The following is an 11,893-nucleotide window of genomic DNA, read 5'->3' as shown; positions in this document are numbered from 1 at the left end:
TTCGCGCGGCCCCTGTCGTCCGCGGCGCGGCCGGGTGGTCCGGCCCCCTCCCCGGGCGCGTCCCCACCACCGCCCCACCTGCGGTGACGCACATCACTGAACCGGGTCCGCCATCGTGGAATGCGCGCAAGTCCCCGCGTTGCTGCAACGTTCCGGGGGTTCTGCCGTGCGAAGGCGCTCAGCATGCCTGCGCCGCACGGAGGCTGGAGACAACTCTTGGTTCCGTCCCGCTCCCTCGTCCCGGACCGCTGTCTCCGAAAGGTTTTCCCGCATCATGCCTCTGGCACTGCTAGCCCTGGCTGTCGTCGCGTTCGGCATCGGCACGACCGAGTTCGCCACCATGGGTCTGCTGCCTCAGATCGCGGACGGGGTAGGGGTCTCCGTGCCGCACGCCGGCAACCTCGTCTCGGCGTACGCGCTCGGTGTCGTCGTCGGCGCCCCCGTGCTGACCGGGCTCGGCGCCCGGATACCCCACAAGCGGCTGCTGCTGCTCCTGTCGGGTCTCTTCGTGATCGGCAACACGGCGTCCGCGCTCGCCCCCAACTTCGGCCTGCTGTTCGCCGCCCGCTTCCTCGCGGGTCTCCCGCACGGAGCGCTCTTCGGCGTGGGCGCCGTCGTGGCCTCCCGGCTGGTGGCTCCGGAACGGGCGGCGCGCGCCGTGTCCCGCATGTTCCTCGGGCTGACCGTCGCGAACATCGTCGGAGTACCGGCCGGCACGGCGCTCGGCCAGCAGTTGGGCTGGCGGTACGCGTACTGCGCCGTGGCCGTCATCGGCCTGGTGTCGCTCGCCGCGCTCGCCCTCCTCGTCCCGCACCAGCCGCGCGGCCCGCAGTCCGGGATCCGGCACGAGCTGCGGGCGATGGGCAACCGCCAGGTCGCCATCGGCCTCGCCACGGCGGTCGTCGGCTTCGGCGGTTTCTTCGCCGTGTACAGCTACCTCGTCCCCATGCTCACGCACCTGACGGGCATCTCCGACTCCTCCACCACCCTTGTCCTCGCCCTCTACGGCGTCGGCATGACGGTGGGAACACTGATCGCGGGGCCGCTCACGGACCGCGCCCTGCGCCCGACCCTGTACGCGGGGCTGGCCCTGCTCGCCGGCGCGCTGGTCGCACTCTTCTTCGCCATCCACAGCACGGTGCCGGCCCTCGTGATGATCACCTTCGTCGGGGCGGTGGGCTCGCTCATCACCACGCCCGTCCAGATGCTGCTGATGGCCAACGCGAAGGACGCGCCGACGATGGCGGCGGCCTCCAACCACTCCGCCTTCAACCTGGCGAACGCGGGCGGCGCGTGGCTGGGCGGTCTGGTCATCTCCGCAGGCTGGGGCTGGGCGGCCCCCAACCTGGTCGGCGCGGGCCTCGCCCTGGCCGGGCTCGGTCTGGCCTTCACCGGCGGCATCATGAGCCGGGGAGGCCGGGGCTCCGACACGGTCGCCTCGTCCGGCCCGGAGACGCCGACCGCGGCCTCTCCCGTCCCGGCACCGGCGACTGCCACCGGCCAGGACTGACCCGACCCGCAACCCGCCCCGACTCGGCCCGGAGCGGCGGGTTGCCGGGCGGCCCGCCGCCGAACGGACCGGGCCGGTCACGGGCGCACGAGCACACGGGCACACGGACCGGCGGTGCCGCATCCGGTCCGGGCGCGGCACCGCCGGCCCGCCGCACGAGCGGCGGCAGCGGGTTCCGGCCCACCCCCGCGGAACCGGGAAACCCGCCGAAGCCCGGTGGCCTCCCCTCCGCGTCCCGTCCTCCGGAGCGCGTCGGCCACCGGACCGCGCGCGCCCGTCCCGGCACGCGCGGCACCCGTGACGGACGGGACGGGACGGAACGGTCGTCGGCGCGAGCGACTGCGCGCCGGACGCCCACACGCTCGCCGTCAGCCCACGACGAGCGTCTCCACCGGCGCTTCGGCAGCTCCGTCCAGGGTCACCACGACGGGCGCGTCGAGGGTCACCGCGGGTGCCACCCGCAGGGGCGCCTCGACGTCCGGTGCGGTACCCGACCAGTCGGTGTTCAGACGCCGGGTGACCTCGGTCAGGTCGGCGACGAACATCCCCGCGAGTTCGGCCGTGAACCCGGTCCGCACCACTAGGCGCAGCACGCAGACGTCCTGGCAGGGGGCGGGGAAGGCGTACGCCGGCAGGTGCCAGCCGCGGGCGCGCATGGCGTGCGAGACGTCGAAGACGGTGAAGCCGCGGGTGCCGGGGGCCAGCCGGAAGGCGAAGGCCGGGAGTTCGGAGCCGTCCGTGATCAGCTCGTACGGGGCGATGGCACGGATCCTTGCGGACAGCGCGCGGGCGGTCGTACGGCTCTGGTCCGCGAGCCTGCGCAGCCCGTCGACGCCGTAGCGCAGGAAGCTGTAGTACTGCGCGACGACGTGGGCGCCCGGCCGGGAGAAGTTGAGGGTGAAGCTCGGGGAGCTCCCGCCGAGGTAGTCCACCTCGAAAACCAGGTCGTCGGGGAGCGCGTCGGCGTCACGCCACAGCGCCCAGCCCAGGCCGGGGAACACGTGCCCGTACTTGTGCCCCGAGGTGTTGATGGAGGCGACGCGGTCGAGCTGGAAGTCCCACATGAGACCCGGGTCGAGGAACGGCGCGACCATGGCCCCGGAGGCGCCGTCGACGTGCACCGGGATGTCGGTGCCGGTGGCCGCCTGGTAGCCGTCCAGCGCCATGCAGATGTCGGCCACGGGCTCGTACGAACCGTCGAAGGTCGACCCGAGAACGGCCACGACGCCGATGGTGTTGTCGTCGCAGTAGGAGGTCAGGACGTCGGCCGTGAGGTGGTAGCGGCCGGGTTCCATGGGGACGTAACGCGGCTCGACCTCGAAGTAGTTGGCGAACTTCTTCCAGCACACCTGTACGTTCGCGCCCATCACGATGTTGGGGCGCGCGGTGTCCTTGCCCTGGGCCTGCCGGCGCGCCTGCCAGCGACGCTTGAGCGCGAGCCCGCCGAGCATGGCGGCCTCGCTCGACCCGGTGGTGGAGCAGCCGCGGACCTGGTCGGGTCGCGGCGCGTTCCACAGCCGGGCGAGCATCCGCACGCAGCGCTCCTCCATCGCCGTGATCTGCGGGTACTCGGCGCGGTCCGCGAGGTTCTTCTCGGCGGTCTCGGCCATCAACTGCTGTGCCTGCGGCTCCATCCACGTGGTGACGAAGGTGGCGAGGTTGAGGTGTGCGTTGCCGTCGAGCATCAGCTCGTCGCGCACCCGGCGGCAGACCACGTCGGGAGGCGACTCGGCCTCGGGCAGTTGATCGACCGGCAGCAGCAGGTCGTCGAAGGGCGGCCGGCCGAGGCCGGAGGTGTCGGTCGGGGAGTTGAACTCGATCACAGGCATGACGTCGTCGGTGTTCGGGATGGCCATGAGTGGCTGTGTGCCTTTCTGGTCCGTGCGGGCCCCGTGCGTTTCGACGCTAGAGCTCCCGACGGCACGGCATCGGTGCCGATTACACCGATCCAGTGATCGATTTGCGGACTGATGAACCGAATTTTCCCAAGGGCATACCGGCCGCGGTTCCCGGCGGCCCGGCAGCTCACCGGCCGGCCGCGAGCACCACGGGCCGCGTCGGCGGCCGGGAGGGCTTCCTGTACAGGTCAGAGCCACACTGCTGCTCGACGGCCCTCATTGCGGCGGTACCCGGGGGCTGAGCCGATCGGTACAGGGGACGTCGCAGCCACGGGTGATCGAATGAGGCCGGGGAGAATCTGGGGAGATCCACTACGGCTTCTCGAACCAGCTCTGCATCGCAGCCCTGCCGCGGCCGTCAGCCTCCGGCATCATGTGCGCGTAGATCCGGAGAGTGATCGACGGATCCGCGTGGCCGAGCCACTTCGAGACTGACACGACGTTCTCCCCGGCGTCCAGATGCACCGACGTGAAGGTGTGCCGCAGGGCATGGAATCCGTTCTGGCGGCTCTCCACGTAGACGGCTCGGGCGACCTGTTTTCCGGGGCGCCTGGCGTCGGGACGCTTCGAGATCGTCGGCGGAGGGATGACTCCGGCACCAGCCAGCGCAGGCTTCCACATATGTTCGTAGAAGGTGTTCGTCCGGATAGCCCCGCCGCGCGCCCCTGTGACGATCAGGGCATGTGTCTGGGGCGCTCGTTCCTGTGCCTGCCGTTCTGTCGTCGGCGGACGCGGATCCCTCCAGGGCAGTTCGATCGGGACCGCGGGGCGCCTCTCCAGGGATGCCCGGATGCGCTCCAGCAGGTAGTCGGGGACGGGTACCTCTCTCGTCTTGTCACCCTTGGGAAGAGCGAAGATCGGCTGAGAGGCAACCTTCTTCACCTGGCGGCGTATCAGGAGGCGCCCGTTGTCGAAGTCCACGTCGGCGAGAGACAGCCCGAACGCCTCGCCGGCCCGGAGTCCGGCACCCACGCCGAGGTCGACGAGGAGCCGGTAGCGCTCGTCCATGGCCTCCCGCACTGCAAGAACCTGCTTCTTCGACCATGCCCGTGCGGCGGGCGACGCCTTCGTCGGCACCTTGAGTGTGGTCTGGCTGCGGCAGGGGTTACGGGTTATTCGTTCGTCGTCTATGGCCGCTTGGAGGATCGAAGACAGGTGGCCCCACACGGCGTTGGCGTTCGACGGCCCGCACGTGGCCTTGAGGGTGACCAGCCACTCTGCCAGCTGCGGTGTTCTGACACCGGAGAGGGTGTGGTCGCCGAGGTGGGGAATCACGTGGGTCCAGATCCGCGTCCGGACTGTGGCTTCGCTGCTGGGATTCTCGTAGTCGCGCCGCGGCCACCACTCGTTCTCGATGTAGTCCCGTAGCAGGATCTGGCCTCGGCGCGGATCGATGAACTCCCCGGCGGTGGACTGGTGCTGCGCCTTGGCGAGCCACGCCTTGGCGCCTTCTGGCCCTTCGAGTTTGGCGAAGGACCGGTCCTTGACGCCGGGTATGCCGGCGACGCGGTAGCGCTTGCCCTGTCCGTACCGTGCTGTACGGCGTTTGGCCCCGGTGGTGGGGTCGGGTTTCTTGGTCATCCACCGGTCTTCGATGTAGCCGGGCATCGGCTGCCCCCCTTGTGCGCAGACCCTCAGACCATGACGGTCTCGGGTGAGTCCATGGTGACGATCTCACCCTGCCACCACTGGAACCACTGCCCGCCGGAAAGGAACTTTTCGATGGCGGGGTTGAGGAAGCAGACGACGAGCTCGGCGGGGAAGGCCGGGCTGACGTGGAGCCGGACGGTGCCGCAGTCCTCTCGGATCTCTGCTCCTGAGCGGAGGCTGACGTCGGGGTCCGCGACGTACTGGACGGTGAGGGGGCTGTCGGGGGATGCGGCGCTGATGATCTGGCCGCGCCAGATCTGGAACCAGCTGCACTGGTCGACGAAGACCTTGAGGGCGGCGTTCAGCGGAGGGATGTAGTCCTCGGCGCGGCTGCCTGCGCGGATCTTGATGGTGACGCGTCCGCGGGTTTCCTTGATCTGGACTATCTCGTCCGCGGCGAGGTCGTGGCTGGATTCGTACACAACGCGCAGCATGAAGGGCCCTCCCGTTGGTGCGGTGCGCGTGGGCGAAATGAGCCGGACGCGCACGGTTGTGGAAGGGTACGCCGCGTGAGCAGGCGTCGACAATCAGTTGTAGAGAAAGTCTACTTGGGGACTTTTCCGGTCAATGACCGCACGGAGCCAGGGGATCCTGCTACTCGCTCTCGCGCCTGAGTCGCTCGTCTGCCTCGATCATCGCGCGCCAGCGGCGCAGCTCGGCCTCGGGCATCCCGGCGAGGTGGCCGACGATGATGCGCACCTCGTCGTTGTAGCCGGCGAGTTCTGTTGCCGTGTATTCCAGCCACTGTTCGGCGGCGGCGGCCTTGACGCGGCGCTCGCTTACGCCGAGCGCGGCGGCGAGTGCCTTCAGTTGCTTGGGGCTGGGGGAGTTGGCCGGCGGGTTCCCGACGAGGCGCTGCAGGTAGGGCTTGGAGAGTCGGGTGCCTGACTTGGCGTCGACGGCCCGGTCGGACATCTTCTGGTAGGAGAGGCCTCGGTCGTTTGCGTCCTGGATGAGCTGTGAGAGTGCTCCTGGGACGCTCGGCTCGTCCGTCCCGGTGTCCGGGGCGGGGGCCGGTGCCGGTGCCGTCATTTCCTCGTCCTCTCGGGTCACTTCAGATACCGACTGTCTCTGTAGGGGGCGGGCGGGCGTCGAGAAAGTACCAGCTCAGTCCGTACAACCATCCGAGATCCGAGACGGTTCGTCTACGGATCAATGTTAACGAGCCAAGAACTTTGCCGATAGTCGACTCCCGGTCGCATCGAATCGTCTCGGGTATGTAGACGATTCGGCTCGACTGTGGTTGTCTATGTCGTGCAAGCAGCTCAGACCGCACGGGGGAAATGTGAGCCGACGTCCCAATCGCCGCTGGACACTTCGCAGCATCTCGGTCTTCAGGCACTTCATGCAGTTCCCGGGCCGCGGACAGTCTTTCTCGGTCCGGGCTTTGGCCGAAGAGTCGGGTGTCAGCCAGGGGCTGATCGACAAGCTTCTGACCGGCAGGCAGGACAACGCCGACGTGGACGATGCCACCGCCCTCGCGGAGGCCCTCGGTAGCACCATCCTCCCTCTTTTCGCGCCCCCAGCGTCTCCGAATCCGAGCCAAGCGTCTCGGAGGAACACCCCCAACCCCGCAAGTGAGGAATGAGCCCCATGACCACCAAGCTGAAGCCGCCGCCCCGCGGGTGGCTCTGGAGTGAGGACGCCGCCGACTACCTGGGCGTTCACTTCACCACCCTCTACCGCTGGCGCCGGGACCACATCGGCCCGCCCCACATGCGGCACGGTCAGCGCCGCTACAGGTACCGGATCGCCGACCTGGACGCCTGGCTGGCCGGCGAGACCGCCCCCACGGGCCAGCAGATCGCCGCCTGACCTTCACCCCACCGCCCGCGCCACATTCGAGATCGGAATCCCTATGAACGTGCTCGACCTGTCCGCCCGCATCCTTGCGGCGACCGCCGACCGCCTCGACGAGCAGGCCTTCATCGAGGAGCCCTGCTGGGGCGGCCCCGTCTCCTTGTGCATCACCGCCGGAACCCTCGACGCCGCTCTGGCCGTCGGTACGGACTTCGTTCTGCGCTCCAACCGCTGGGTGAACCACCTGGCGCTCGAAACGGCGCGGGAGGCCGTGCGGAAGTGCCTGCCGCCGTTCGAGGGCACGGTCGCCGAGTACGCGGCCCGCTTGCGGGCGGTCGAACTTCCCTCCGCCGCCTGAGACGGCGAAAGGCCCCACCCGCCGGGCTCTCACACACCGGCAGCCGGGGCCCGCGACCTCAAAGGTCGCCCGATCCACCCTCACGAACCTCACGAAACGAAAGGGCTTCACGTGCCTCAAGTGAACCAGACGCCGGAAGCGACTCCGGCTCGCACCGCGATCTCGGATCGCCTCTGGTGGGCCATCCCGAGCGGCGACGACACCGAAGCGAAGGCGACCGCCGAGCGGATGCTCGACACGTACAAGGCCGAAGTGCTCCAGGGGCGCGTTCACGTGCCCGACCCGTGGCAGCCCGTGTTCCGACTGGTCGGCTGGCTGGACCGTCAGAACGGCCGCTCCCCGCAGGAGATCGGCCTCCGCTTGTTGAAGCTGGTCGAGGAGGCCGGCGAGGTCGCGCAGGCGTTCATCGGCATGGTCGGTCAGAACCCTCGCAAGGGCGTCACGCACACCCGCGACGAGGTGTGCGGCGAACTCTGCGACGTGATCATCACGGCGATGGTGGCGCTGGTTTCCATCGCCGACGGCAACCCGGACGACATCCTCGCTGCGAAGCTCGCCAAGGTCGAGCAGCGCGCCGCCCAGACCGAAGGCGGTGCGGCGTGAGCGTCCACTACGCGGACATCCCGGCGCAGGTGTACGAGATCACCTGGCAGACCGGGCATGTCGAGACCGTCATCGCCCATCAGGTGTCCCACGACACGCTGCGCGCGAAGGTCGCCATCCTCGGCGACGGCACGTTCGGCACGGACAGCGAGGGCGCCCGGATCAGGTTCCACGCCGAGGTCGACGGGCGGTGGACGCTCCAGTTGTCCGCGCTGGAGGCGGACATCCGGACGATCCGGAACATCACCAAGGGCGAGCAGGCGCCGGGCGGTGCGGCATGAGTGATCGCCCCGAGATTGCCGCCCGCTTCACCAACGACACCGCTGGCCACAAGATGGTCATCCTCCACGACGACGGCGTGTACCGGCACCTGGCGTTCTACGAGCCGAAGCACGGCTACTACTGGTTCGAGCTGATCACCACGCCGCAGCAGCTCGTGTTCTCCGGCGACGGCAACAGCTACGTCTTCCGCCGCTTCACGGACATGTTCAAGTTCTTCCGCACGGGAATCCGGCGGGACGGCTCGCACCACATCTCCCCCGGCTACTGGTCGGAGAAGTTGACCAGCGGGCGCGAGGCCGCCACCTCCTACAGCAGGGAGCTGTTCGAGAAGGAGGTCGCCGAGACCCTCGCGGACGTCGAGGGCGACTACCCGGGGATCACCGCCGCGTGGGCCGAGCACGTCGAGTCCGAGTTCAACACCGAGTACGAGGAAGAGGCCCGCCGCGCCGTCTCCGAGTTCCGGTTCGGCGAGGCGTATCGGGTCGAGTGCCGGGCGTGCGACTGGGAGTTCGAGGACGAGAGCTACACGGTCGCGGTCTTGAAGGCCAGCACCCACCGCCGGGAATCGGGCGAGAAGCACTACGCCCCCACCAGGGACCTGACCTTCGCTTTCTCTGACATGGACGAGATGCAGTTCCAGGACTTCGACTGGTGGTTCCTGTGGGCCTGCCACGCCATCGTCGCGGGAATCGCCCGCTACGACCGGATGCGCCGCTACGGCCTGGAGAAGCTCGCCGTCCGCGAGCAGGCGGAGGTGGCCAGGTGAACGCCGCCGAGTTCAACGCCCTCCACCCGGTCGGCACTCCGGTGTTCGCCTACCCCGGCGCCCGACCGGAGGACATCCCCGGCGCACGCCGGCTAGTCACCCGCACCAGGACGGAAGCGCAGACGTCGGCGAGCGGCGACCCCGTCGTCTGGGTCGACGGTGAAGGCGCCTACATCTGTCTCACACACGTCGACCCGGTGTCCGAGGTCGTCTACGAGGCGGCCAAGCAAGCAGAGCAGACCGCCACTGCCGTCGTCGCCCGTGAGGAGGCGAAGGACCGGCGCCGCCGCATCTACGTCGACGGCAACGGCAACGGCTGGATCGACCTCACGGTGGACACGGAAACCGGCGAACGCGACCTGGTCGGCCTCACCGACACCTGGAAGATCGCCACACCCGGCGAGATCCGCAGGAAGACCGGCGGCCTTCGTGAGATCGGCAGGTGCTGGTGATGGCCCTCATCGACGACGCCGAGTTCTACGGCTCCCGGGTGGACGCCGGCGACATCGACGGAGAGGAAGCCGCCCATCTCCTCGCGGTCGCCAGCAACGGGGGACTCACCCTGGTCGGCGCACGGTCGGCGATCGCGAACTGGCAGGGAACCCGGGCCCGTTTGGAACGGCTCCACGCCGACACCATCGACCTGCTCCGAGCCGCACAGAACGGGCGGCCCATCCCAGAGCACATCCGGAAGCGGGGAGGTGGGCTCTGGTGACCCGCCCGATCGCGGACCTGGACGTACCGCTGACGACGCTGCAGAAGCAGATCGCCGACCTGGTCGCCCGCCAGCAGGCCGCCGTGAAGACGCAGCACGCCGAAGCCTCTGCTGCCCGGCTCCGGAACCTGCTCGCACCCACCACCAACGCCGAGGAGGCGTGATGTTGCTGCACCTTGCCACCGCTCTGGCCGCCGCGAACGCACTCGTTGCGAAGCACCCCCTGCTGCCTGCCGAGGAAATCATCCCTTCGAAGCACGGTGTCGCGGTCCACCTCCACGGCGGATTCGCCGACTTCGAGGCGTGGCGGGAAGCCCTCAACATCCCGCCGCAGTCCCTGTACCTGCGGTGCAACCGCACGAACGCAGTGCTGCGCGCCGAGACCGTGTTCAACGGGGTGCCGGTCTCCCTGGTCGGCTACTCCAGCCTCCTGCCTGAGGAGCCGGCGTTGAGGGCGGTCGCCGCATGAGCGCCGAGCAGCCCCTGCTGGCGGACCTGGAGCAGGCCGCGATCGCAGCCGTTGACGTTGAGTTCGCCCGCCGCGGCCACGGCATCAAGCCGTGGACCTGTGACGAGTACGTGAACCGTGTCGAGGCCGTCCACGTCCGCTACAACCACCGCCGCCGCTGGTTGGCCGCGCACCCGCAGGAGGCGGCGGCATGAGCATCCTCGACCTGCCCGCCACCCCGGCAACCGCGGACCCGGTGATCCTGCCCGGCCTCCTCACCGGCCTCGGTCTCACCAAACCGCAGACCCCGGCGTGGATCACCGACCCCGACCTCCTCGAATCCATCCGCCTCGGCCTCATCGACATCGACGACGAACTCACGGGGGACCGCAAGTGAGCACAACATCCAAGATCGAGTGGACGGACGCGACGTTGAACGTCGTGACCGGCTGCACGAAGGTCTCGCCAGGCTGCGACCACTGCTACGCGGAGACCTTCGCCGAACGGTGGCGCGGAACCGCGGGCCACCACTTCGAGAACGGGTTCGACCTCACCCTCCGCCCCGAACGGCTGGCCCTGCCGCTGCGCTGGAAGAGCCCTCGACGGATCTTCGTCAACAGCATGTCCGACCTGTTCCACACGGACATCCCCGACGACTACATCGCCCGCGTCTTCGCCGTCATGGCTCTCACCCCGCAGCACACCTACCAGATCCTCACGAAGCGCCACGGCCGGATGCGTGCACTCATCGGCAACCCGGAGTTCGAGAAGCAGGTCGACTACGAGCTCCTGCACTTCCCCGCTTTCTCCGACGCAAAGCTGACCGGCCGTCCGTGGCCGCTGCCCAAACCGGGATGGCCCCTGCCGAACGTCTGGTTGGGCGTCAGCGTCGAGGACCAGAAGCGCGCCGACCTCCGCATCCCCGCCCTCCTCGACACCCCCGCTGTCGTCCGCTTCCTCTCCTGCGAGCCACTCCTCGGCCCGGTCGACCTCAAGCAGGCCGTGCGGACGATGGGCGGTGAGCGCGGCCACGGCCTGACCGCCTCCTACGTCCACGCCGGTGACTGCTGCCAGAAGTTCCACGGCATCGACTGGGTGATCGTCGGCGGGGAGTCCGGCCACGGCGCCCGCCCGATGAGCCCCGACTGGGCACGCTCACTCCGCGATCAGTGCCAGGCGGCCGGTGTGCCCTTCCTGTTCAAGCAGTGGGGCGAGTATGCGCCGACCGGCCTCATGGCCATCGGCGCCCGCGAACAGGGCCGCGTCTTGGTCGGCGACCCGATCGATGACCTGGGCCACCGCTGGGAGATGCGCCGCGTCGGCAAGGGCGCCGCCGGCCGGGAGTTGGACGACCGCACCTGGGACGAGTTCCCGGCAGCCACCTCCTCGGTGGAGGTGGCGGCATGAGCCTTACCTCGTTCATCCCGGGCCGCAAGGAGCGGAAGCACCACCCGGACACGGTGATCCGCAAGCTGCGCGACGAGAACAACAAGCTCCTCGAACGGCAGCTGGCCGCCGACGAGTTCTTCGGCCGGCTGATCGCCGACCGCGACGAGGTCTACGCCTGCTGGCTCCACGAGCAGCAGGCCCGCGCGGAAGCCGAGCAGGCCGCAGCCCAGATGCGCATGGAACGCGACGAGATCAAGGCCCAACTCGAAGAGCTCGCCGAGAAGTTCGGGCCGCAGCTCGCCGCCGAGGCCAACGCGCACCCCGTGACCGTGCCGCCCAGCATCCGCGACACCACCGCCATGGAAGACCAAGCCACCGCACCCATCGACGTCCAGCCGCTCTGGGAAGCCATGGGCATCGCACCCACCAGCGCAGTCACCAACCCCGGCCGCATCGCCGCCTGACCAGCAGACG

General features: G+C 69.1%; 19 protein-coding genes. 15 read left to right on the top strand and 4 right to left on the bottom strand.

The annotated features are described in order from the left end of the window. Nucleotides 1–274: 274 nt before the first annotated feature. On the top strand, nt 275–1,510 hold the full coding sequence (locus tag ACFZA0_RS06835) for an MFS transporter (RefSeq protein ID WP_391012515.1): 1,236 nt from the start codon (nt 275–277) through the stop codon (nt 1,508–1,510). Nucleotides 1,511–1,878: 368 nt separating this feature from the next. Here ACFZA0_RS06835 and ACFZA0_RS06830 read toward each other — a convergent pair whose 3' ends face one another. From ACFZA0_RS06830 to ACFZA0_RS06815, 4 genes are all read right to left on the bottom strand, one after another. Then, nucleotides 1,879–3,366, bottom strand: a complete 1,488-nt coding sequence (locus ACFZA0_RS06830; protein WP_391012512.1) for a glutamate decarboxylase — start codon at nt 3,364–3,366, stop codon at nt 1,879–1,881. A gap of 354 nt (nt 3,367–3,720) precedes the next feature. After that, on the bottom strand, nt 3,721–5,016 hold the full coding sequence (locus ACFZA0_RS06825; protein WP_391012510.1) for a tyrosine-type recombinase/integrase: 1,296 nt from the start codon (nt 5,014–5,016) through the stop codon (nt 3,721–3,723). A gap of 26 nt (nt 5,017–5,042) precedes the next feature. Beyond that, on the bottom strand, nt 5,043–5,492 hold the full coding sequence (locus ACFZA0_RS06820) for a hypothetical protein (RefSeq protein WP_391012507.1): 450 nt from the start codon (nt 5,490–5,492) through the stop codon (nt 5,043–5,045). A 160-nt stretch (nt 5,493–5,652) separates the two neighbouring features. Next, nucleotides 5,653–6,090: a hypothetical protein gene (locus ACFZA0_RS06815; RefSeq protein ID WP_391012504.1), complete on the bottom strand. Its 438-nt coding sequence runs from the start codon at nt 6,088–6,090 to the stop codon at nt 5,653–5,655. 217 nt (nt 6,091–6,307) lie between these two features. On the opposite strand from ACFZA0_RS06815, the gene ACFZA0_RS06810 reads away from it, so the two are divergent. The 14 genes from ACFZA0_RS06810 to ACFZA0_RS06745 all read left to right on the top strand — a co-directional run bounded on the left by ACFZA0_RS06810 (nt 6,308) and on the right by ACFZA0_RS06745 (nt 11,883). Next, on the top strand, nt 6,308–6,646 hold the full coding sequence (locus ACFZA0_RS06810; protein WP_391012501.1) for a helix-turn-helix domain-containing protein: 339 nt from the start codon (nt 6,308–6,310) through the stop codon (nt 6,644–6,646). A 5-nt stretch (nt 6,647–6,651) separates the two neighbouring features. After that, entirely contained in the window at nt 6,652–6,873 is a 222-nt protein-coding gene (locus ACFZA0_RS06805; protein WP_391012498.1) for a helix-turn-helix domain-containing protein, read from the top strand. Between the two features lie 43 nt (nt 6,874–6,916). Continuing rightward, the gene (locus ACFZA0_RS06800; RefSeq protein WP_391012495.1) at nt 6,917–7,216 is read left to right on the top strand and encodes a hypothetical protein; all 300 of its coding nucleotides are present in this window, start codon (nt 6,917–6,919) and stop codon (nt 7,214–7,216) included. 120 nt (nt 7,217–7,336) lie between these two features. Further along, the gene (locus ACFZA0_RS06795; RefSeq protein ID WP_391012492.1) at nt 7,337–7,819 is read left to right on the top strand and encodes a MazG-like family protein; all 483 of its coding nucleotides are present in this window, start codon (nt 7,337–7,339) and stop codon (nt 7,817–7,819) included. Further along, nucleotides 7,816–8,100 carry a hypothetical protein gene (locus ACFZA0_RS06790; RefSeq protein ID WP_391012489.1) on the top strand — a complete coding sequence of 95 codons (285 nt, stop codon included), beginning with the start codon at nt 7,816–7,818 and terminating at the stop codon, nt 8,098–8,100. Before ACFZA0_RS06795 ends, ACFZA0_RS06790 begins: the two co-directional genes overlap by 4 nt. After that, nucleotides 8,097–8,867, top strand: a complete 771-nt coding sequence (locus ACFZA0_RS06785; protein ID WP_391012486.1) for a hypothetical protein — start codon at nt 8,097–8,099, stop codon at nt 8,865–8,867. Before ACFZA0_RS06790 ends, ACFZA0_RS06785 begins: the two co-directional genes overlap by 4 nt. Further along, nucleotides 8,864–9,319: a hypothetical protein gene (locus ACFZA0_RS06780; RefSeq protein WP_391012483.1), complete on the top strand. Its 456-nt coding sequence runs from the start codon at nt 8,864–8,866 to the stop codon at nt 9,317–9,319. The genes ACFZA0_RS06785 and ACFZA0_RS06780 overlap by 4 nt, the downstream gene beginning before the upstream one ends. Next, the gene (locus ACFZA0_RS06775) at nt 9,319–9,582 is read left to right on the top strand and encodes a hypothetical protein (protein WP_391012480.1); all 264 of its coding nucleotides are present in this window, start codon (nt 9,319–9,321) and stop codon (nt 9,580–9,582) included. Before ACFZA0_RS06780 ends, ACFZA0_RS06775 begins: the two co-directional genes overlap by 1 nt. Further along, entirely contained in the window at nt 9,579–9,746 is a 168-nt protein-coding gene (locus ACFZA0_RS06770) for a hypothetical protein (RefSeq protein ID WP_391012477.1), read from the top strand. Before ACFZA0_RS06775 ends, ACFZA0_RS06770 begins: the two co-directional genes overlap by 4 nt. Next, nucleotides 9,746–10,051: a hypothetical protein gene (locus ACFZA0_RS06765; protein WP_391012474.1), complete on the top strand. Its 306-nt coding sequence runs from the start codon at nt 9,746–9,748 to the stop codon at nt 10,049–10,051. The genes ACFZA0_RS06770 and ACFZA0_RS06765 overlap by 1 nt, the downstream gene beginning before the upstream one ends. Continuing rightward, on the top strand, nt 10,048–10,245 hold the full coding sequence (locus tag ACFZA0_RS06760; RefSeq protein ID WP_391012472.1) for a hypothetical protein: 198 nt from the start codon (nt 10,048–10,050) through the stop codon (nt 10,243–10,245). Before ACFZA0_RS06765 ends, ACFZA0_RS06760 begins: the two co-directional genes overlap by 4 nt. Continuing rightward, a complete protein-coding gene (locus ACFZA0_RS06755) occupies nt 10,242–10,427 on the top strand; it encodes a hypothetical protein (RefSeq protein ID WP_391012469.1) in 186 nt (61 codons plus the stop codon). The genes ACFZA0_RS06760 and ACFZA0_RS06755 overlap by 4 nt, the downstream gene beginning before the upstream one ends. Then, on the top strand, nt 10,424–11,437 hold the full coding sequence (locus tag ACFZA0_RS06750) for a DUF5131 family protein (RefSeq protein WP_391012466.1): 1,014 nt from the start codon (nt 10,424–10,426) through the stop codon (nt 11,435–11,437). Before ACFZA0_RS06755 ends, ACFZA0_RS06750 begins: the two co-directional genes overlap by 4 nt. Continuing rightward, nucleotides 11,434–11,883 carry a hypothetical protein gene (locus ACFZA0_RS06745; RefSeq protein ID WP_391012464.1) on the top strand — a complete coding sequence of 150 codons (450 nt, stop codon included), beginning with the start codon at nt 11,434–11,436 and terminating at the stop codon, nt 11,881–11,883. Before ACFZA0_RS06750 ends, ACFZA0_RS06745 begins: the two co-directional genes overlap by 4 nt. The last annotated feature ends 10 nt before the right edge of the window (nt 11,884–11,893 follow it).

This window comes from Streptomyces sp. NPDC008150 (assembly GCF_042956945.1).
GTDB lineage: Bacteria > Actinomycetota > Actinomycetes > Streptomycetales > Streptomycetaceae > Streptomyces.
Note: the sequence above shows the minus strand (reverse complement) of the source record. Positions and strands in the feature narration are given on the sequence as shown.

Excerpts from the sequence above, each read along its gene's own strand:
- ACFZA0_RS06835 (WP_391012515.1), top strand. The coding sequence starts at position 275 with ATGCCTCTGGCACTGCTAGCCCTGGCTGTCGTCGCGTTCGGCATCGGC.
- ACFZA0_RS06830 (WP_391012512.1), bottom strand. The coding sequence starts at position 3,366 with ATGGCCATCCCGAACACCGACGACGTCATGCCTGTGATCGAGTTCAAC.
- ACFZA0_RS06825 (WP_391012510.1), bottom strand. The coding sequence starts at position 5,016 with ATGCCCGGCTACATCGAAGACCGGTGGATGACCAAGAAACCCGACCCC.
- ACFZA0_RS06820 (WP_391012507.1), bottom strand. The coding sequence starts at position 5,492 with ATGCTGCGCGTTGTGTACGAATCCAGCCACGACCTCGCCGCGGACGAG.
- ACFZA0_RS06815 (WP_391012504.1), bottom strand. The coding sequence starts at position 6,090 with ATGACGGCACCGGCACCGGCCCCCGCCCCGGACACCGGGACGGACGAG.
- ACFZA0_RS06810 (WP_391012501.1), top strand. The coding sequence starts at position 6,308 with ATGTCGTGCAAGCAGCTCAGACCGCACGGGGGAAATGTGAGCCGACGT.
- ACFZA0_RS06805 (WP_391012498.1), top strand. The coding sequence starts at position 6,652 with ATGACCACCAAGCTGAAGCCGCCGCCCCGCGGGTGGCTCTGGAGTGAG.
- ACFZA0_RS06800 (WP_391012495.1), top strand. The coding sequence starts at position 6,917 with ATGAACGTGCTCGACCTGTCCGCCCGCATCCTTGCGGCGACCGCCGAC.
- ACFZA0_RS06785 (WP_391012486.1), top strand. The coding sequence starts at position 8,097 with ATGAGTGATCGCCCCGAGATTGCCGCCCGCTTCACCAACGACACCGCT.
- ACFZA0_RS06775 (WP_391012480.1), top strand. The coding sequence starts at position 9,319 with ATGGCCCTCATCGACGACGCCGAGTTCTACGGCTCCCGGGTGGACGCC.
- ACFZA0_RS06765 (WP_391012474.1), top strand. The coding sequence starts at position 9,746 with ATGTTGCTGCACCTTGCCACCGCTCTGGCCGCCGCGAACGCACTCGTT.
- ACFZA0_RS06760 (WP_391012472.1), top strand. The coding sequence starts at position 10,048 with ATGAGCGCCGAGCAGCCCCTGCTGGCGGACCTGGAGCAGGCCGCGATC.
- ACFZA0_RS06755 (WP_391012469.1), top strand. The coding sequence starts at position 10,242 with ATGAGCATCCTCGACCTGCCCGCCACCCCGGCAACCGCGGACCCGGTG.
- ACFZA0_RS06745 (WP_391012464.1), top strand. The coding sequence starts at position 11,434 with ATGAGCCTTACCTCGTTCATCCCGGGCCGCAAGGAGCGGAAGCACCAC.